Origin of the sequence: Actinomadura sp. 3N508 (assembly GCF_044326375.1) — a bacterium.
Taxonomy (GTDB): Bacteria; Actinomycetota; Actinomycetes; order Streptosporangiales; family Streptosporangiaceae; genus Spirillospora.
On the sequence record NZ_JBIRAX010000004.1, the window covers coordinates 50,211 to 68,130 of the forward strand.

Genomic DNA, 17,920 nt, shown 5'->3' on the forward strand with positions numbered 1-17,920 from the left:
GCCCCGCGCCGTCTTCACGGCGCGGAAGCGGAGGCAGCGGGGGCAACGGGCGGGCGGAGCGTCAGTCGCGGACGTGGCCGTAGAGGCGCTCGACGTGGAGGCGGACGACGAGGCGGCCGTCCTCGGCCATGACGCGCCGGTACTCGTCCCAGTCGGGGTGCTCGCCGCGGATGTCCCGGTACACCTCGACGAGCTCGGCCACGGCGGCGTCGCCGGGGTCGGCGGCGACGGCCGACAGCTCGGCGGTGCCCTCGGCGACCGCGTACGACCAGCCGTCGCCGGTGCTGACGTGCAGGCTCGCCCGCGGGTCCCGGGCCAGGTTGCGGGCCTTGGCCCGGTCCGCGGTGACCGAGATCCGGACGAGCCGCCGGTCCGGGTCGAAGTGGTAGTTGATGTTGGACGACTGGGGCCGCCCGTCCCGCTTGAGGGTGATCAGCACCCCGAGGTCGTGCCCCGCCACCAGCTTGGCCAGTGCAGCGTCGTCCGCCATCGTCCGCCTCCGCAGAAAGTCCGGTTTCCAGGCGTCAACCGCGCGCCGCCCCGATCACTTCCCGCCGGGACGAGACGGCCGGGCCAGGCCTGGACTACCGGAAGGCGAGGGCCGGGAAGTCGAGGACGCGGGCGTCCGGGCCCGCCGCGTCGCCCGGCGGACCGCCCCGCTCGCCCCCGTCCTCGCCCCGTCCCCGCCCGTCCGGCAGGCCGCCGCGCCGGACCGCGCGGCCGGTGAGGATGTGGCCGCGGAAGATCGCGCCCTTCGCGGTCACCTTGATGGCCTGGAACGCCTCCGGCGGCAGCGCGCAGAACCCGGTCCGCACGACGTCCTCGAACAGCGAGTCGGAGACGACGTAGGCGAGGTCGCGGCCCGCGTCGCGGGCCAGCAGCCGGCGCAGCGGCGCGGCGTCCAGCAGCCGCTGGACGACGATCGGCGCGTCGCCGGCGGGCCCGAACGGCCCGGCCGTCAGCGTGCCGTGGTGCAGCGAGAGCCGCACCCGCAACCGGTGCCGGCCGGCCTCCCCGCCGGCGGTGCCGCCCTCGACCTCGTGGTTGAGGTCGCGCAGCGCCTCGGCGAGGCCGATGACGAACTCGCCGGCCACCATGGCCGGGTCGGTCCCGTCCGGCAGCGTGGCGAGCTCCCCGTCGCCGCCGACCTGTTTCTCCCAGTGGCCGCGGTCAAGGCCGGTGCCGCGCGCGGCGCGGTCGAGCGCCGCGCACAGGTCGCGCTGCGCGAGCAGCTGCTCGCGGGTGTCGCGCTTGCTGTAGCCCTGGATGTCCACCGCCATCAGAAGGCGGTAGCTCAGTCTGTTGTCGCCGTTCCCTTTCACTATGCCGATCCGCCCCTCGGTCCTTAGCTGGGCAAATGGGCCCGATGCCCGCATTCGCTCCAATGCGTGGAGTGAGCGTTGCCCTTCTGGGGACCGGCGCGGCGTGGTCCCATGCCGACTTCGGGAACTAGGACGCGGCCCGCGCGCCGTCCGCGCCGGGGGTAAGGAAACGGTGTCGAACCGGTAAGGGTAGGGCTGGAAAATCCGTCCCGGCGGCGGCCCGGTTGAACCTCCGGCGACCCGGGCCGCGTACTGCCTCCCGACGTGACACCTGGCTCACGGTCACCGCGCCGTCCGCCCCCGCTTCCGCCGGAGACCCCCGATGGCCCACAGATCACCGACCGCCGTACCGGCCCCGCGAGAACGTCCCGCCGCCGGCCCGTGGAGCTGGTTCCGCGGCCCGCGGCCACCGGGCGCCGTGGACGACCAGGTGATCGTGACCGAGCTGTACCGCGTGTACGGCCGTCCGCTGCTGTCGTTCGTGCTGCGCCTGACCGGCGGTGACCGGCACTGGGCCGAGGACGTCGTGCAGGAGACCATGATCCGCGCGTGGCGCAGCGCGCACCAGCTCGACGAGAACGCGACCTCGCTGCTGCCGTGGCTGGCGACGGTCGCCCGCCGGATCGTCATCGACGACCAGCGCCGCAAGAACGCCCGGCCGCAGGAGGCGGGCGAGGGCCCGCTGGAGAACATGCGCGTCCCCGACGGGTTGGAGGATCTGCTGCGCTCCGTCGTCGTGTCCGAAGCACTCCTCGCGCTGTCCCCGGCCCACCGCGAGATCCTCAACGAGACCTTCTTCCGGGACCGGTCGGTGAACGAGGCCGCCAAGCAGCTCGGCATCCCCGTCGGCACGGTGAAGTCCCGGGTCTACTACGCGCTCAGGGCGCTGCGCGTCGCCCTGGAGGAGAGGGGCGTGACGCCATGAGCGCGGACATGCTGCACATCGACGTCGGCGCCTACGCCCTCGGCCTCCTGGAGGCCCCGGACCGGCGCGCGTTCGAGGCCCACCTGCCGGGCTGCGCGGCGTGCCGGGCGGAGCTGGGCGAGCTGCGCGGCATCGCCGCGACGCTCGACGGCATCGGCCCCATCGCCGAACCGGCGGACGCGCCCGCCGCGCCGCCGCCGCCCGAGCCCGCGGTGGTGTCGGACCTGCTGCGGCACCGGATCCGCCGGGAGCGGCGGCACCGCTCCACGCGGGCGCTGGCCGCGGCCGCCGCCGGGATCGTGCTGCTCGGCGGGGCGGTCGGCACCGGCTACACGCTGGGCGCCGACCGCACCGAAGGCGGCGGGACGGCGGCCTCGGCCGAGGCGGACGGCGGGACGGCCGCGCTGCTGCGCGACGGGCGGCGCGTGTCCGCCACCGACGCGGGCAGCGGCGTCACCGGCACGGTCGCGATGCAGGACAAGGCGTGGGGCAGCCGGATCGCGCTGGAGCTGAGCAAGGTCCGCGGGCCGCTGGAGTGCGAGCTGGTCGCCGTGGACCGCGCGGGCCGTGCCCACACGGTGGCGGGCTGGGCCGTCCCGGCGGCGGGGTACGGGCTGCCGGGGTCGGCGCAGCCGCGGCTCGCGCTGCAGGGCGGGACCGCGCTGCGGCCCGGGGAGATCAGCCGGTTCGAGGTCCGCACGACCGGGCGGGCGCCGGGCGGGGCCCGCACCCTGCTGGCCGTCCCCTCGTAGGGCCCGCGGCGTGTCCCCGCGGCCCGGCCGCACCGGCGGCGGGGACGCGCCGCTCCCCCCGTCTCATACGCTGGGGCGATGAGTGCGACGCGGCCGTCCGCGGGGCCGGGGCTGATGCTGCCGGGCCTCCGCGAGGTGTACGCGGCGTTCGTCCGGGAGGCGGACGCCCTTCCGGCGCTGCCGGGACCGCTGGAGGCGGAGGTGTGGACGTCCGCGCGGCTCGGCGCGCTGGAGTCGGCGGCCCCGCACGCGCAGGCCCGGCGGGCGGCGCTCGCCGACCTGATCACCTGCCTGCGGGCCGCCGCGACGCCGGGCGCGCGGGCGTTCCTGGCGGCGCTCGCCGCGATCGGCCCCGTGGAGGGACGCGGCGCGGCGGGCCGGGCGGCCGAAGGTCTCGGCGATGCCGCGGCGGCGCCGTGGGAGGGGTCGCTCGGACGGGCCGTCCCAGGCCAGGCATGGCTCATCCAGGAGGGCCCGCTGGACGGCGACCGCCTGATCTGCGAGTTCCGCTACGAGGACGCCGGCACCCGGGGCCTGCACGCGACGGCGGTGCGGCTCGGCCACGGCGACGTGCCGTCCGAGGTCGTGATCGTCGGCGACGTCCCGGCGCTGATGGCGGCGGCGCGGCAGGCGATGCGGGCGGAGCTGTGCGTCGTCCAGCCCTACGATCCGGCCGCCGTCGGGCGGAGGCTCCGCGCCGCGCTCAACAACGCGGAGCCCGGAGGGCGTGGGGGGTCGTCCCCCCACAAGGAAACAGGCTCGGAGCCCCTGCCCGAGGCGTGCTATCCGGCGGTGGCGCTCGCCCGCCACCGCGCCGGCCTGCTGCCCTAGCGGCCGAGGGCGCGGTAGCGGCGCACCGACAGCGGGATGAACACCGCGGCGATGACCAGCGGCCACACCACCGCCATCAGGACGCTGTGCTGCGCCGCCCACGATCCGCCGGAGACCGGGTCGCCGAACAGTTCGCGGCACGCCGTCACGGTCGCCGACATCGGGTTCCATTCGGCGATCGCGCCGAGCCAGCCCGGCATGGTGCTGGGCGCGATCAGCGCGCTGGACAGGAACCCGATCGGCCACACCAGCACCTGGACGGCCGCGACCGACTCGGGCCCCTTCGCCATCAGGCCCAGGTAGATGCCGAGCCAGATCAGCGAGAACCGCAGGAGCAGCAGGAGCCCGAGCCCGGCGAGCGCCTTGGCCGCGCCGTCGTGGACGCGCCACCCGATCAGGACCCCGCACACCGCCATCACGGCCAGCGCGACGACCGAGTGCAGCATGTCGGCCGTGGCGCGGCCCACGACGACGGCGGACGAGGACATCGGCATCGCGCGGAACCGGTCGGCGACCCCCTTGGCGGCGTCGCTCGCGATCGCGGTGAACGTCGTCTCGACGCCGAACGCCATCGTCAGCGCGAACATGCCGGGGACGATGAACTCCCGGTAGTTCCCGCCGCCGGGGACGTCCATCTGGCCGCCGAACAGGTAGCCCATCATCAGCACGACCATCACGGGGAACAGCAGCGCCATGGCGACCTCGCCGGGCCGCCGCGCCCAGTGGGCGAGGGCGCGCGCGGTCAGGACCCGGGCGTCGGCGACGGCCCAGCGCAGTGTCTGAACGCTCACGAGCGCACCTCCTCTTTCTCGTCGTCCTTACCGGTGAGGTGCAGGAACACCTCGTCCAGGGTGGGGCGGCGCAGGCCGATGTCGGCGACCCGCAGGCCCGCGTCGTCCAGGGCCCGGACCGCCTCGGTGAGGACGGGGGCACGCCCGGTGACGGGGGCGCCGACGCGCAGGGTCTCGGCGTCCACGTCGACCTCGCCGGACGCGACCCGGCCGACGATCTCGGCGGCGGCGGGCAGCGCGGCGGGGTCGTCCAGGACGACCTCGATGCGGTCGCCGCCGAGCCGGGTCTTGAGGGCGTCCGGGGTGCCCTCGGCGATGACGCGGCCGTGGTCGATCACCGAGATGCCGTCGGCGAGCCGGTCGGCCTCCTCCAGGTACTGGGTGGTGAGCAGGACGGTCGTGCCGCCGCCGACGAGGGTGCGGATCGCGTCCCAGACCTCGTTCCGGCCGCGCGGGTCGAGGCCGGTGGTGGGCTCGTCCAGGAACAGCACGGGCGGTGCGAGGATCATGGACGCGGCCAGGTCGAGGCGCCGCCGCATGCCGCCGGAGTACTCCCCCGCGGGCCTGGCGGCGGCGTCGGTCAGCCGGAAGCGTTCCAGCAGCTCGTCCGCCCGCCGCCGCGCGTCCTTCGCGCCCAGGTGGTAGAGGCGGCCGAACATGACGAGGTTCTGCCGCCCGCCGAGCACCTCGTCGACCGCCGCGTGCTGCCCGACGAGCCCGATCCTGGTGCGCACCTCGGCCGCCGCGCGGACGACGTCGTGCCCGGCGACGCGGGCCGTGCCGCCGTCCGGTCTGGCCAGCGTGGCCAGCACGCGGACGGCGGTGGTCTTGCCCGCCCCGTTCGGCCCGAGCAGCCCGTGCACGGTGCCCGCGGGCACGCGCAGGTCGAGCCCGGCCAGCGCCTCGGTGCCGCCGTATCGCTTGCGCAGCCCTTCGGCGACGACCGCGAACCGTGGTTCCGTCACGCGCCCTCCAAAATTATGTACGCCGTACGGATTTACCATCACGGACAATATAACGTACGACGTACAGAGTTTCATCCCTGAGAGGATCGGCGATGTGACGACCGAGTACAGCGGGGGCGGCGACCCCAGGCGCAGCCTGGAACTCCTGTGGGGCGTGCGGGAGCGGCCCAAGCGCGGCCCGAAGCCGCGGCTGACCGCCGGCCAGATCGTCACGGCCGCGATCGAGATCGCCGACGCCGACGGCCTGGACGCGCTGTCCATCCGCCGCATCGCCGACGAGCTCGGCGTCTCCCCCATGTCGATCTACACCTACGTGCCGGGCAAGGCCGAGCTGGTCGACGTCATGCTCGACCGCGCGTACGGCGAGCTGGCGCCCCCCGGCCAGGACACCTGGCGCGCCCGGCTGGAGCACATCGCCCGCGAGAACTGGGCGCTGTTCCACCGCCATCCGTGGCTGCTGCAGATCACGGTGGTCCGGCCGCCGATGGGCCCCAACACGATCGCCAAGTACGAGGAGGAGCTGCGCGCCGTGGACGGCGTCGGCCTCACCGACCTGGAGATGGACTCGGTCGCCGCGCTCATCACCGGCTTCGCCGAGAGCGCCGCCCGCGTGTCGGTCAACGCCGCCGAGGCCGAGCGGCGCAGCGGCATCAGCGACGCGCAGTGGTGGGAGGCCACCGCCCCCTTCCTCGACACCTACGTCAACGAGGCCGACTACCCCATCGGGACGCGCGTCGGCACCGCCGCCGGGCAGGAGTACAACTCGGCCGTCGCCCCGCGCCGCGCCTTCGAGTTCGGGCTGGCCCGCATCCTGGACGGCATCCAGGTCCTCATCGACTCCCGCTAGACCGGCGCGCGTTCGTGCGTTTGGTCGGCACGGCCTGCGCCGGGTCTTCTGGCCACGGGTGCTTGGGGTAGCGTCCGCGCAGCTCCGCCCTGACCGCCTTGTAGCCCTCGCGCCAGAACGAGGCGAGGTCGGCCGTGACCGCCGCCGGGCGTCCGGCCGGGGACAGCAGGTGCACGACCAGCGGGACCCGTCCGCCCGCGAGGCGCGGCGCCGCGTCCCACCCGAACAGCTCCTGCAGCTTCACCGCCAGGACGGGCCGTTCCTGCGCGTAGTCGACCCGGATCCGCGACCCGGACGGCACCTCGATCCGCTCGGGCGCGTACGCGTCCAGCCTGCTCGCCTGCTCCCAGGGCAGGAGGCCGCGCAGCATGGCGGTGACGTCGATCCTGCTGAGGTCGGCGCGGCGCCGCGCGCCCGCGAGCCATTCCGGGACGCGTTCCAGCAGCGCCGCGTCGTCGACCGCGGGCCACGGCTCGCCGAGCGCGGCGTGGAGGAACGCGAGCCGGTCGCGGAGGGCGCGGGCGGCCGGCGTCCAGGTCAGCAGGCCGAGCCCTTCGGCGCGGACGCCGTCCAGGAGCGCCGCCCGCACCAGGCCGGGGTCGGGGTCGCGGAGGGGGCGCGCGTCCAGCTCGATGGCGCCGAGGCGTTCGACGCGCCGCGCGACGACGTCCCCGTCCCGCCAGGCGACCTCCTCGACAGTCTCCAGCAGCGGCGCGGCGGCGAGCCGTGCCATGTCCTCGTCGATCACCACGGCCTGCCGGACGCGCGCCGACGCGGCCCCGGCCGGCCGGTCCGCCGCCGCGATGGCCAGCCACTCCGCCCGCGCCCCGGCGAGCGCGGAGCCGTCGGCGAGGGCCGCGCCCGTCCCGGACGCCATCAGGTATCCGCTCCCCCGCCGCGCCCGCGCCACCCGCTCCGGGAACGCCAGCGCCACCACCAGCCCGGCCGCGTGGTCGTCTCCGCGCCGCGCCGGGTCTTCGGCCGCCCCGGGGAGGGATTTCTGCAGGCGGCGGGCCTCGTCGCGCCAGCGCGCCGCGTGGCCGTCTGCGGGACGGCCGGGGCCGCGCAGGGCCCGCCAGGCGGCGGTGAGGTCGTCGCCGGACGCGCGCGGCGGCGGCTCGGACAGCAGCGCGACGATCTCGGCGGCGCGCCGGGCGCCGACCTCGGGCGCACCGTCGATCAGCGCGCGGGCCAGCCGGGGATGCAGGCCGACGCGGGCGAGGCGGCGGCCCCGGTCGGTGACGTGCCCGCCGCTCACGGCGCCTAGGGCGTCGAGAGTGGTGCGGGCGGCGTCGAGCGCGGCGCGCGGGGGCGGGTCGGGCAGGGCGAGGCCGGACGCGTCAGGGTCGCCCCAGCAGGCGGCCTGGAGCGCGAAGCCGGTGAGGTCGGCCAGCTCGATCTCGGGACGGGGCCGGGCGGGCAGCCGGTCGTGCTCGGCCTGCGTCCAGCAGCGGTAGACCGCGCCGGGCGCCTCCCGTCCGGCGCGGCCCGCGCGCTGGGCGGCGGTGGCGCGCGACGCCCGGACGGTGGTGAGCGCGCCGAGCCCGCGGGCGTGGTCGGTGCGGGGCTCGCGGGCGAGGCCGGAGTCCACGACCGTCCGGACGCCGGGGACGGTGAGGCTCGACTCGGCGACGGACGTGGCGAGCACGATCCGCCGCCGGGACGCGGGCGCCAGCACCGCGTCCTGCACCGCCCGCGGCGCCTGCCCGTGGACCTGCAGCACGTCGGCGGGCACATCGCCGAGCAGCCCGGCCACGCGGGCGATCTCGCCGACGCCGGGCAGGAAGCACAGGACGTCGCCGTCGCGCTCGGCCAGGGCACGGCGGGCGGTCGCGGCGACGTGCGCGAGGAACGCCGGGTCGACGCGCATGCCGTGCGGCGGCGGGACGGGACGCCGCGGCGGCGCCCAGACCGTCTCCACCGGGTGCAGCGCGGCATCGGTCTCGACGACCGGGGCGTCACCCAGCAGGCGTGCCCACGGGCCGGTGTCGGCGGTGGCGGACGCGGCGACCAGGCGAAGGTCGGGCCGCAGCGTCGCGCGGACGTCGAGGAGGAACGCCAGCGCGGTGTCGGCGTCCAGGTGCCGCTCGTGGCATTCGTCCAGGATCACGGTGCCGACGCCGTCGAGGTCGGGACCGTCCTCCAGCCCCCACCCACCGCCATTCAACGGACGAGCTCCGCTCGACGGATCCGCCAGGAGGCGCTGCAGGACGACACCGGTCGTGACGACGTCGACGCGGCTGCCGGGACGCGTCTCGCCGCGGACGGTCACGCCGACCCGGCCGCCGACGCGCTCGCCGAGCAGCCAGGCCATGCGGCGGGCGGCGGCCCGCGCGGCGAGCCGCCGCGGCTCCAGGACCAGCACCTTCCCGGCGGCCGGCGCGGGCCCGCCGAGCGCGAGGCCGGCGAGGGCGAGCGGGACGAGGGTGGTCTTCCCGGTGCCGGGCGGGGCCGCCAGCACCGCCGCGCCGGGACCGTCCAGGGCCGCGCGGAGGGCGGGGACGGCACGGCCGGCGGGAAGGCTCTCGGCGGCGTCGATGTGCACCGCCCCAGTCTGCCCGCACCCGGGGGCGGGCCGTGCCGTTGCGTAATCGGCCATGCGGGAAATGCCATCTACACGAAAAGGGCTCTGCGCGTTGCGGTGATAGTTGCACCGAGCCTTTCAGCCATTCTCATGAGGTCTTCAGATGTTTTCCCGGGATTCGACCGGACAACCTCGCCAAAAGACCAGGTAGGCAATGCTTTCAAGACTGAAAGTTGCTTCCGCGTTTGATTTACGTCACCGTGTGAACTGTAGCGGCAATAGGGTGGGTATCCACATAATGAGGACGTCATCGCAGCGTGCCGGGAGGGTTTCGTCATGATCGGCAGCTCCATCTATCTGAGGGACAGGGCGGCGTTCACCGGCGGTTCACCTCAGGCGGTATACGAAGAGCTGTGGCAGCGCGGCCGAAAGGGTAGATTGCGGACCCGCGCAATTCTGGCGGTGGCGGCGCTGATCCTGTGCGGGCTGCTGGTCAACGCCGCATTCGGAATCGTGATGGCGTTGCTGATCGCTGCCGCGGACACGTTCGTGCATTGGCGAGTGCATCACGCGTCCAGCGTGTGGCGGCGCGGGCTGCGCGGCGAGGAGCGGATGACCCGGGTGCTGCGTCACACGCTGGAGCGGCGCGGGTACCGGGTGCTGTACGGGCGCGTCGTCCCCGAGCACGGGCCGGCCGACCAGCTCGTGATCGGGCCGGGCGGCGTGTGGCTGGTGCACAACGAGGCCTGGCATCCCGACGCGGAGATCTCCCACCACGGCGGCCGGCTGTTCATCGACGGGCGGACCCGGTCGAAGCTGGTGGGCGGGCTGACCGCGCAGGCCGGCGCCGCCGCCGAGCTGATCTCACGGGTCGCGGAGGTGCCCGTGAAGGTGACGCCGGTGCTGGCCGTGCACGGCGGCCACCTCGTCCGCACGCCGTTCACCGCGGACGGCATCGTGTTCGCTCCGCCGCTGCGGCTGGTCCGCTGGATGAGCCGCAACCCGTCCGCCGACTACTCCCCCGACGAGATCGAGGCGATCGCCAGGGCCGCCGTCCACGCGCTGCCGATCGGCGGCCGGCTCACCCCGCCCGCGGCCGGCGTCACGGCCGCCTGACCGTGACGGTCATCCGACACCTGTGGCCGGAGGGCTCACACGCCGCCGCCCACAGGGCGCCCACCGCCCGCTACGGGCCCGCCACCCTGGCGGGCGGTGCGGCGCAACCACAGCAGTCCCGCGACCGGCAGCACCAGCGGCACGAACCAGTAGCCGCGCCCGAACCCGGACCAGACGGTCTCGTCGGGGAACGCCGCGGAGTCGGCGACGCTGAGCGTGCCCACCACCAGCACCCCGGCCAGCTCGACGGAGCACGCGGCGACGGCGACCCTGAACGACGTCCGCCCGCCCCGCGCCAGCGCGACCGTCGCCAGGACATAGACGACCGCGGCGAACGCCGACAGCGCGTACGCGACCGGCGCGTCGGAGAACCGGGTGGCGATCTGGACGCCCGCCCGCGCGCCGGCCGCGAGCGCGAAGATCGCGTAGACGGCGACCAGAAGCCGTCCCGGCCCGCCGCCGGTGCTGGAGCCGGTGCCGGGACGGCCCGCGCCGCCCGTGCGGATCTCGGCGCCGGCGCGGGCGCCGTCGTCCGCACGGGCCCGGCCGTCCGCGACGGAGGCGTCGTCGGCGATGGAGGCGTCGCCCGCAACGGGAGCGTCGTCGGCGCGGGCGTCGTCGTGAGCGCGGCCGTCAGCCATTCGCGCTCCACAGTTGATCGAGCCGGACGACCATGACCGCGACGGCCACCCCGGCGACGACGATCACGGCCGAGCCCCACCGGGTGCGCTCCAGCAGTCCCCAGCCCGCGCCCGCGAGGGGGATCAGCAGGATGCCGAGCAGGTAGCCGACGAAGGTCACGGATCCGTCCGGGCCCTCGTCGCCGGAGAGCTTCACGAACCCGGTGACGGCCTGCGCGATCAGCAGCAGTTCCAGGACGCCGAGCGCGGCGAGATGGGCGGCGTCCATCGCCCGGTTGCGCAGCGCCGTCACCACGGAGTACGCGGCGACCAGCAGCGCCACCACGATGATCGCGATGGTCAGCACGTCCGTCACGGGCAAAAGAGTACTACCGGCTGTAGAGCACGGCGCACGGCGGTGGCGTGGCAGCATGGCGGGGGTGAACGCGCTGCAGTGGCTGATCCTGACCCGGCACGGTGAGAGCACCGGCAACGTCGCGTACCAGAAGGTGCTCGGCACCGACGCCGAGGAGGCCGGGATCCCGGAGCGGGACGCCGACGTGCCCCTGTCGGACGTGGGCCGCACGCAGGCGGCGGCGTTCGGCCGCTGGCTCGCCGCGCTCCCCGAGGACGAGCGCCCGACGATGGTCGTCGCGTCCCCCTACCTGCGCACCCTCGACACCGCGAAGATCGCGCTCGCGGAGACGTCCTACGCGGCGCCGCAGGACCCGGACGGCCTGCGCCTGCGGGTGGACGAGCGGATCCGCGACCGCGAGCAGGGCTCGCTGCAGGGCCTCACCGAACTCGGCGTCCGCCGCCGCTTCCCCGCCGAGGCCGAACTGCTGCGCCGCCTCGGAAAGTTCTACTACCGGCCGCCCGGCGGCGAGTCGTGGGCCGACCTCGCGCTGCGGCTGCGCAGCTTCTACCGCGACCTGGAGGCCGAGGCGCCCGGCGGCCGGGTGTTGGTCGTCACCCATGACGCGATCGTGGTGATGACCCGCTACCTGGTGGAGGGCCTGTCGGAGCGGGAGATCCTGGAGATCGAGAAGACGCCGATCGCGAACGCGTCGGTGACCCGGTGGCGGCACGACGGCTCCTCCGGCCTGCGGGCCGTCACCTACAACGACCGCGAACACCTCATCAACGCGGGCGTCTCCCCCTGAGCTGCCGCCGGACCGCTAGAAGTCGTCGTTGAGGAGGCGGTCGCTGCGGGACGCGACGGCCGCGAGCCGCGAGTCGCCGGGCGGCAGGACCGCGCTGAGCCGCTCCAGGGCCTCCAGGTCGGAGCGGCCGGGCTCGGTCTGCGCGTAGGTCCACAACGCGTCGGCGCCGCCACGGTCGAGCGCCTGCCGCCGGACCCGCACGGCCAGCTCGTCGCGTTCGGCGCTGATGGCGGGCGCGTCCGAGCCGGGCAGCAGCTCCCCGGTGTAGAGCCGAACGGCCCCGGCGACGTCGCCGTCGTCCAGCAGCCGCCGGACGGTGATGAAGTCGGCCTCGACCGCGCATTCGAGCCGGTAGGGCCGTGCGCGGACGATGCCGCCGAACTGCTGGCGGAGCCGGTGGATCTCCGGCCGGACCGTCGCGGGGCTGCCGTCGTCGCCGTAGAGGTAGAACGCCAGCCGGTCGCCGGTCAGGCCGCGCGGGTGCAGGGCGAGCAGGGCGAGGATCTCGGCGTGCCGCAGCGACAGCGTCAGCGGCCCGCCGTCGAGGCGGGCGTGCGGGCGGCCGTCGCCGAGGAACGACAGCGCCAGCAGCGGCCCCTCACCTGCGGCGGGCGGGGCACCGGCCGCGGCGGGGGCGCATCCCGGCGAGCGGGTTCCCGAGCGCGGGGCGCTCTGGCCGCGCCGCGCGCGGACGGCGGGCGGGCGCAGCAGGAACGCCTCGCCGAGCGGTTCGGCGACGGCGGCGCGGCCGTCGGGCAGCGCGACCGTCCCGCCGGACTCGGGCACGGGCACGCGCCGCCCGCGCCAGCCGGCCAGGCCCGGCTCGCCGGGACCGGCGCCGATGATCCGGCCGGTCGCGGTGACCAGGAGGCCGGGCTCGCGCAGCCCCCTCAGGTGCGGCAGGAGCCGCTCGCGGATCAGCTCGTCGCGCTGGCGCATCTCGTTCTCCAGCCGCGACTCGGCCAGCCGGGCCGCCGCGCCGACGAGCGCGACGGTCGCCGGATGCAGCGCCTCCACGGTCGCGCTCACGTCGATGCAGCCGATCACCCCGCCCGAGTCGGGGTCGGTGATCGGGGCGGCGGCGCACGACCAGCGGTGCAGGACGTGCGCGACGTGCTCGGCCGCGTACACGAACTCGGGCCGCCCGGTGGCGAGGGCGAGGCCGATCCCGTTGGTGCCGACGGTGTCCTCCGACCAGCGGAACCCCTCGGTCAGCCCGATCTGGTCGGCGTCGCGGCGCGCGCCGGGCGGACCCTGCGTCCACAGCACGTGCCCGGCGTCGTCGGTGATCACCATCAGGTGCTCGGTCTCGTCGGCGACGTTGCGCAGCAGGCCCTCCAGCATCGGCAGATGCGGATCGAGCGGGTGGGCCAGCCGGGCGTCGGCGAGCACGTCGCGGTCGAACACCAGTGGTGCCTCCTGCACGCCCGAGTCGACGCCCGCGTTCTCGGACCGGCGCCATGACTCGGAGATCGCCGGCCGGACGGCCAACAGGTTCCGCATACCAGTAGTCCTTTCCCCCGGAGAGAACCTGGCGTTGTCTGAGGATCGGCCGATCCGCGGGGCGGCGCAACCGTTTTCCTGAGATTCTCTCGCGATCATTTCCGGCACGGTGAGTGACAGAGTGATCGCAACGTGCATGCAACGTGGGAGCGCTTACTGTAATCGGCGCTGGAGGCCGAAGTGGCTGTTCCAGGGGTTCCGCTGTCCGGCGCGCGTGTCCGGGGGGAACGCGCGCCGGGCGCGGAACCGGGGCCGCACGCCGTGGCGGCTCGCGTGCGGCCACCATCGTCCGGGGGACGCGGGGGGCGTCTCCCGGACGGGGCCGCACGGCCACCGGACCCCCCTGGCTTTACGGGGAGGACGAAGAACGCATGCTCTGCCTGACCTGTCACCGTGTCCGGCCGGCCCTCGACCGGGCGGACTACACCGCCGAACGGGCCCTGCTCATCGTCAGCCGCGGCCTGTGCACCTGCAGCGCGCCGGAACCCGCCGAGCGGACCCGGACGGAAGCTGATCGAAAACCGGCCGGCGCGCCGAAATAAACACCTGAGTCCACAAAATGTTCATGGGCGGTTCGCCTAGAGTTTAGGGAGATTCCAACCGAACCGGTCCCCTTGGAGGGAGCGCCATGACCGTGATCCCGGGTCTCGTCCGCCGCGCCGCCGCCGAGGCGGAGCGCCAGCTGCGCGAGGGCGTGGGCCTTCTCGTCAGACTCGGGCGGGATCTGGAACGGTCGGCGGAACTCGGGCGGCTCCTTCCCGCCCTCACCGAACGCCTCAAGATACTAGAGGAGACCGTCCGCGACCAGGACGCCGAGCTGCGCCGGGTGCGCGCCGACCTCGACTCGCTGGTCGGCCAGCTCAACGACCGGCTGCTGCCCCGCATCGACGAGCGGATGGACGACACCGAACGCGACCTGGCCGCCGTCGCCACCAGCCTGATCCGCACCGGCCGCGACACCGCGGGCAACGGCGCCCGGCTGGAGGCCGCCGAACGCCGCATCGGCGACCTGCGCACCAAGATCGCGCAGCTGGAGCAGCGATCCGGGCTGTGGCGCGACCTGCAGTCCAACATGGCCCGGCTCGGCGACGACCTGGACGCCATGCGCTCCCGCATCCCCCTCCGCGCCGCCGAACCGCCGTCCGAGAGCGCGCCCGCGCCGGTGCAGAACATCACCGACCGGCCCGCGTGACCCGGCCCGGGCCCGGCGCCCGGACGTCCTGGACAATGGCCGCATGACCCAGCCGCCGAACGACAGCACCACCGGCACCCCCCGGCCCACCGCCGCGAGGGCGTTCGCGAGCGACAACCAGGCGAGCGTCCACCCCGACATCCTCGCGGCGCTCGCCGCCGTCAACGACGGTCACCAGCCCGCCTACGGCGCCGACGCCGTCACCGCCCGGCTCCGCGAGATCGTCCGCCGGCACTTCGGCGAGCGCGCCGAAGTGTTCCCCACGTTCAACGGGACGGGCGCGAACGTCGTGTCGCTGCAGGCCATGTCGGAGCGGTGGAGCTCGGTCGTCTGCCCGGAGTCCGCGCACATCAACACCGACGAGTGCGGCGCGGCCGAGAAGATCGCGGGCCTGAAGCTGGTCACGGTCCCGGCCCCGGACGGCAAGCTGACGCCCGAGCTGGTCGAGGCGCACGCCACCGGGTTCGGCAACGTCCAGCGGCGGCAGCCCGCCGTCGTGTCGATCACCCAGAGCACCGAGCTCGGCACCGTCTACACCCCGCAGGAGACCGCGGCGGTCGCCGCCGCGGCCCACGAGCGCGGCATGTCCGTGCACATGGACGGCGCGCGGATCGCCAACGCCGCGGCCTCGCTCGGCGTGCCGCTGCGCGCCCTCACCACCGACGCGGGCGTGGACGTCCTGTCGTTCGGCGGCACCAAGAACGGGCTGCTGCTCGGCGAGGCGATCGTCGTCCTGAACCCGGACGCGGTGCGCGGGGTGGACTACCTGCGCAAGTCGAGCATGCAGCTGGCGTCCAAGATGCGGTACGTGTCCGCGCAGCTCGCCGCGCTGCTGGACGGCGACCTGTGGCTGCGCAACGCCGCCCACGCCAACGCCATGGCCCGCCGCCTGGCGGCCGCCGCCCGCACCGTCCCCGGCGTCGAGGTCACGCAGGCCGTGGAGGCCAACGCGGTGTTCGCGATCATCCCGAGGAGCGCCGCGGAGCGGCTGCGCAAGCGGTTCCCCTTCTACACCTGGGACGACCGGACCGGCGAGGTCCGCTGGGTGTGCTCCTTCGACACCACCGAGACCGACGTCGACGCCTTCACCACCGCCCTCGCCGAAGAGATGGCTGGTTGACCCAGAGGGGCGACCCCTGGAACCCCCGGACACGACCCGGGCGAGTCGTGCGACAAATGTTGACTCTTGTCTCAGCGCGGCTAGGCTGGACGTAAGTGGTCACTTCCAGGAGGTGCGATGCCCGCCCCCTCACCGCCCCCGGCGATCGTCACCGCTGACCCCGACGCCCCCCGCGGCGCCGCCCGCGCCCCGCTAGGCCCCGGCACGCTCCTCTGGCGGCACGCCGCCGACCTGCGCTCGCTGCTCCCGGGCGCCGCCGCCGGGCTCATGCAGCTCATGCACCCCGCCATCGGCGCCGGCGTCGCCGAGCACTCCGCGTTCTTCGACGCGCCGTTCGACCGGATCCACCGGTCCGTCCCGCAGATCTGGGCGACGATCCTCGCCCCCGACGGCGGGCCCCGCGCCCGCACCATCCGCGACCTGCACCGCACCATCGGCGGCGCGGACGAGCACGCCCGCCGCTACCACGCCCTCGAACCCGAGACGTTCTGGTGGGCGCACGCCACCTTCACCTGGGAGATCTTCAAGGCCGCGGAGACCTTCCACCCCGGCACCCTCACCGCCGAGGACCACGAGCGGATGTACGCCGAGACCGTCACCTGGTACTCCCGCTACGGCGTCAGCATGCGCCCCGTCCCCGCCGACTACGCCGCGTTCCAGTCCAAGTTCTGGCATGTCTGCGCCGAACGCCTCGAACTCACCCCCGCCGCCGCCCGCGCACTGGAGATCGCCAGGCACGGGTCCGACACGGTCACGCTCCTGCCCGTCGGCGGACCCCGCCTCGACCGCGCCGGACGGCTCGTCATCGAACGGCCACTGCGGCTCATCACCTTCGGCTGCCTGCCCGCGATCGTCCGGGACCGCTTCGACATCCCCTGGAGCGTCCTCGACCAGGCCCGGTTCAGCGCCCTCGCGATGGCCCACCGGCACGGCTACCGCATGATGCCCACCGGCATCAACCACTGGGCCCTGCGCAGCATGCTCCGCTACATCGGCGCCCAGACCCGCCAGGACCGCTACCAGCCCGCCGCCTGACCCCGCCCCGGTCAGGAGCGGCTCGCGTTGTGGCGGGAACGGCCGGCCCGGCCCGTCCGGGACGGGGCCGCCACCGAACCGCGGAGCTGCGCGAACACCGAAAGGACCCGGCGGACGTCACCGTCGCTGAGCCCCGCGTGCGCGGACAGGCGCACCAGCGTCCGACCCACCGACGCCGTCGGCGGGAACAGGGCCGCGCTGTAGATGCCGCGCGTGACGAGCGCGTCCCGCAGGAGCGTCGCCTCGGCCTCCGAACCCTTCTCCAGCGCGATGATCGGCGTGTCCGACTCCACGAGCCGGTGCCCGAGGTCGGTAAGGCCGTCCCGGAGGCGGCGGGTGACGGCGTGCAGGCGGTCGCGGCGGCGGTTCTCCTCCCGGACGACCTTGAGCGCCGCGCCGAGGCCCGCGATGTCGTGCGGCAGCAGCGTCGAGCTGAACACGGCCGGGAGCGCGGTGTGGGTGAAGTAGTCGGCGAAGCCGGGACGGTCGCAGGCGATCAGCCCGGCACGTCCGGGCAGCGCCTTCGCCAGGCTCGCGGTGCGGAAGTCGACCCGCCCGGTCAGGCCGAGCGCCGCGACGAGGCCCTCGCCCTGCCCGCCGTGCGTGCCGAGCGAATGCGACTCGTCCACGACCAGGAGGCAGCCGAACTCCTCGGCGATCTCCACCAGGCCGTGCAGCGGGGCCACCGTCCCGTCGGTGCTGTAGACGGCGTCGGCGACGATCACCCCGGAGCCGCCCACCTCGATCCGGCGGCGCAGGTGGGCGAGGTCGTTGTGGCGGAAGTACGCCAGCTCGGCGCCCGCCGCGCGCGCCCCCTCCCACAGCGACATGTGCGCCAGGACGTCCAGGTAGACGGGCACGTCCGGACCGGCGACCACCTGCAGCAGCCCGGTGTTGGCCGCCCAGCCCGACGGGCACAGCACCCCGGCGCGGGCGCCCATGTGCCGGGCGAACTCCGCGCCGAGAAGGAACTGCGGATGGTCGTCGGGCAGGCACGGCCCGGGCACCGGCGGCGCGCCCTCCGCCGACCGGAGGCTGGCGATCATGGCGTCGGCGATCGCCGGATGCTCGGCGATCGCGAGATAGTCGCTACAGGTCAGCACGATCGCACGGCCGCCCGGCGCCTTGGCCGGCCACGGTCGCCGCACGCCCCGGCTGACCCGGAAGTCCCTGATGCGTTCGCCCAGCCGCTGGTGAGCGCTGCTCATGGTGGT

At 74.9% G+C, this 17,920-nt stretch carries 18 protein-coding genes; 9 read left to right on the forward strand and 9 right to left on the reverse strand.

What is annotated here, in order from left to right; translation table 11 throughout:
- Nucleotides 1–61: 61 nt before the first annotated feature.
- Together ACH34S_RS15755 and ACH34S_RS15760 are read right to left on the reverse strand one after the other, a co-directional pair.
- Nucleotides 62–490 (reverse strand): PPOX class F420-dependent oxidoreductase, encoded by a 429-nt coding sequence (locus ACH34S_RS15755; protein WP_395953383.1) that lies wholly within the window; start codon nt 488–490, stop codon nt 62–64.
- 94 nt (nt 491–584) lie between these two features.
- Nucleotides 585–1,280: a hypothetical protein gene (locus ACH34S_RS15760; RefSeq protein ID WP_395953384.1), complete on the reverse strand. Its 696-nt coding sequence runs from the start codon at nt 1,278–1,280 to the stop codon at nt 585–587.
- Nucleotides 1,281–1,758: 478 nt separating this feature from the next.
- Here ACH34S_RS15760 and ACH34S_RS15765 point away from each other — a divergent pair, with 478 nt between their 5' ends.
- The 3 genes from ACH34S_RS15765 to ACH34S_RS15775 all read left to right on the forward strand — a co-directional run bounded on the left by ACH34S_RS15765 (nt 1,759) and on the right by ACH34S_RS15775 (nt 3,830).
- Nucleotides 1,759–2,247, forward strand: a complete 489-nt coding sequence (locus ACH34S_RS15765) for a sigma-70 family RNA polymerase sigma factor (RefSeq protein WP_205717773.1) — start codon at nt 1,759–1,761, stop codon at nt 2,245–2,247.
- A complete protein-coding gene (locus tag ACH34S_RS15770; protein WP_395953385.1) occupies nt 2,244–2,999 on the forward strand; it encodes an anti-sigma factor family protein in 756 nt (251 codons plus the stop codon). The genes ACH34S_RS15765 and ACH34S_RS15770 overlap by 4 nt, the downstream gene beginning before the upstream one ends.
- Nucleotides 3,000–3,077: 78 nt before the next feature.
- The gene (locus tag ACH34S_RS15775) at nt 3,078–3,830 is read left to right on the forward strand and encodes a hypothetical protein (protein ID WP_395953386.1); all 753 of its coding nucleotides are present in this window, start codon (nt 3,078–3,080) and stop codon (nt 3,828–3,830) included.
- On the opposite strand, the gene ACH34S_RS15780 is transcribed toward ACH34S_RS15775, so the two are convergent.
- Together ACH34S_RS15780 and ACH34S_RS15785 are read right to left on the reverse strand one after the other, a co-directional pair.
- Nucleotides 3,827–4,621: an ABC transporter permease gene (locus tag ACH34S_RS15780; RefSeq protein WP_395953387.1), complete on the reverse strand. Its 795-nt coding sequence runs from the start codon at nt 4,619–4,621 to the stop codon at nt 3,827–3,829. The two genes, ACH34S_RS15775 and ACH34S_RS15780, sit on opposite strands and share 4 nt — an antisense overlap.
- Nucleotides 4,618–5,586 (reverse strand): ATP-binding cassette domain-containing protein, encoded by a 969-nt coding sequence (locus ACH34S_RS15785; RefSeq protein WP_395953388.1) that lies wholly within the window; start codon nt 5,584–5,586, stop codon nt 4,618–4,620. The genes ACH34S_RS15780 and ACH34S_RS15785 overlap by 4 nt, the downstream gene beginning before the upstream one ends.
- A gap of 94 nt (nt 5,587–5,680) precedes the next feature.
- On the opposite strand from ACH34S_RS15785, the gene ACH34S_RS15790 reads away from it, so the two are divergent.
- Nucleotides 5,681–6,433, forward strand: coding sequence for a TetR/AcrR family transcriptional regulator (locus ACH34S_RS15790; RefSeq protein ID WP_395953390.1), 753 nt, complete (start codon nt 5,681–5,683; stop codon nt 6,431–6,433).
- On the opposite strand, the gene hrpB is transcribed toward ACH34S_RS15790, so the two are convergent.
- Nucleotides 6,417–9,032: an ATP-dependent helicase HrpB gene (hrpB, locus tag ACH34S_RS15795; protein ID WP_395953392.1), complete on the reverse strand. Its 2,616-nt coding sequence runs from the start codon at nt 9,030–9,032 to the stop codon at nt 6,417–6,419. The genes ACH34S_RS15790 and hrpB overlap by 17 nt on opposite strands.
- A 387-nt stretch (nt 9,033–9,419) precedes the next feature.
- Between hrpB and ACH34S_RS15800 the strand changes: the two genes are divergently transcribed.
- Nucleotides 9,420–10,073, forward strand: a complete 654-nt coding sequence (locus ACH34S_RS15800; protein ID WP_395953393.1) for a nuclease-related domain-containing protein — start codon at nt 9,420–9,422, stop codon at nt 10,071–10,073.
- A gap of 35 nt (nt 10,074–10,108) precedes the next feature.
- Here the strand turns inward: ACH34S_RS15800 and ACH34S_RS15805 are convergent, their stop codons facing one another.
- Both ACH34S_RS15805 and ACH34S_RS15810 read right to left on the reverse strand, forming a co-directional pair.
- Entirely contained in the window at nt 10,109–10,579 is a 471-nt protein-coding gene (locus ACH34S_RS15805) for a hypothetical protein (protein WP_395953965.1), read from the reverse strand.
- A gap of 127 nt (nt 10,580–10,706) precedes the next feature.
- Complete coding sequence (locus ACH34S_RS15810; protein WP_395953394.1) at nt 10,707–11,069, reverse strand: hypothetical protein; 363 nt, start codon at nt 11,067–11,069, stop codon at nt 10,707–10,709.
- 55 nt (nt 11,070–11,124) lie between these two features.
- Here ACH34S_RS15810 and ACH34S_RS15815 point away from each other — a divergent pair, with 55 nt between their 5' ends.
- On the forward strand, nt 11,125–11,856 hold the full coding sequence (locus ACH34S_RS15815) for a histidine phosphatase family protein (protein ID WP_395953395.1): 732 nt from the start codon (nt 11,125–11,127) through the stop codon (nt 11,854–11,856).
- Between the two features lie 15 nt (nt 11,857–11,871).
- Here ACH34S_RS15815 and ACH34S_RS15820 read toward each other — a convergent pair whose 3' ends face one another.
- A complete protein-coding gene (locus ACH34S_RS15820) occupies nt 11,872–13,359 on the reverse strand; it encodes a GAF domain-containing protein (protein WP_395953396.1) in 1,488 nt (495 codons plus the stop codon).
- A gap of 628 nt (nt 13,360–13,987) precedes the next feature.
- On the opposite strand from ACH34S_RS15820, the gene ACH34S_RS15825 reads away from it, so the two are divergent.
- From ACH34S_RS15825 to ACH34S_RS15835, 3 genes are all read left to right on the forward strand, one after another.
- Nucleotides 13,988–14,551, forward strand: a complete 564-nt coding sequence (locus ACH34S_RS15825) for a hypothetical protein (RefSeq protein WP_395953397.1) — start codon at nt 13,988–13,990, stop codon at nt 14,549–14,551.
- A 43-nt stretch (nt 14,552–14,594) separates the two neighbouring features.
- Nucleotides 14,595–15,671, forward strand: coding sequence for a threonine aldolase family protein (locus tag ACH34S_RS15830; RefSeq protein ID WP_395953398.1), 1,077 nt, complete (start codon nt 14,595–14,597; stop codon nt 15,669–15,671).
- Nucleotides 15,672–15,788: 117 nt separating this feature from the next.
- Nucleotides 15,789–16,706, forward strand: coding sequence for an oxygenase MpaB family protein (locus ACH34S_RS15835; RefSeq protein WP_395953399.1), 918 nt, complete (start codon nt 15,789–15,791; stop codon nt 16,704–16,706).
- 11 nt (nt 16,707–16,717) lie between these two features.
- Here the strand turns inward: ACH34S_RS15835 and ACH34S_RS15840 are convergent, their stop codons facing one another.
- Nucleotides 16,718–17,914 carry an aminotransferase class I/II-fold pyridoxal phosphate-dependent enzyme gene (locus tag ACH34S_RS15840; RefSeq protein WP_395953400.1) on the reverse strand — a complete coding sequence of 399 codons (1,197 nt, stop codon included), beginning with the start codon at nt 17,912–17,914 and terminating at the stop codon, nt 16,718–16,720.
- Between the last annotated feature and the right edge of the window lie 6 nt (nt 17,915–17,920).

What these genes read in the sequence shown, in the direction of transcription:
- ACH34S_RS15755 (WP_395953383.1), bottom strand. Translation starts at nt 490, where the DNA reads ATGGCGGACGACGCTGCACTGGCCAAGCTGGTGGCGGGGCACGACCTC.
- ACH34S_RS15760 (WP_395953384.1), bottom strand. Translation starts at nt 1,280, where the DNA reads ATGGCGGTGGACATCCAGGGCTACAGCAAGCGCGACACCCGCGAGCAG.
- ACH34S_RS15770 (WP_395953385.1), top strand. Translation starts at nt 2,244, where the DNA reads ATGAGCGCGGACATGCTGCACATCGACGTCGGCGCCTACGCCCTCGGC.
- ACH34S_RS15775 (WP_395953386.1), top strand. Translation starts at nt 3,078, where the DNA reads ATGAGTGCGACGCGGCCGTCCGCGGGGCCGGGGCTGATGCTGCCGGGC.
- hrpB (WP_395953392.1), bottom strand. Translation starts at nt 9,032, where the DNA reads ATGGCCGATTACGCAACGGCACGGCCCGCCCCCGGGTGCGGGCAGACT.
- ACH34S_RS15815 (WP_395953395.1), top strand. Translation starts at nt 11,125, where the DNA reads ATGGCGGGGGTGAACGCGCTGCAGTGGCTGATCCTGACCCGGCACGGT.
- ACH34S_RS15820 (WP_395953396.1), bottom strand. Translation starts at nt 13,359, where the DNA reads ATGCGGAACCTGTTGGCCGTCCGGCCGGCGATCTCCGAGTCATGGCGC.
- ACH34S_RS15825 (WP_395953397.1), top strand. Translation starts at nt 13,988, where the DNA reads ATGACCGTGATCCCGGGTCTCGTCCGCCGCGCCGCCGCCGAGGCGGAG.
- ACH34S_RS15830 (WP_395953398.1), top strand. Translation starts at nt 14,595, where the DNA reads ATGACCCAGCCGCCGAACGACAGCACCACCGGCACCCCCCGGCCCACC.
- ACH34S_RS15835 (WP_395953399.1), top strand. Translation starts at nt 15,789, where the DNA reads ATGCCCGCCCCCTCACCGCCCCCGGCGATCGTCACCGCTGACCCCGAC.
- ACH34S_RS15840 (WP_395953400.1), bottom strand. Translation starts at nt 17,914, where the DNA reads ATGAGCAGCGCTCACCAGCGGCTGGGCGAACGCATCAGGGACTTCCGG.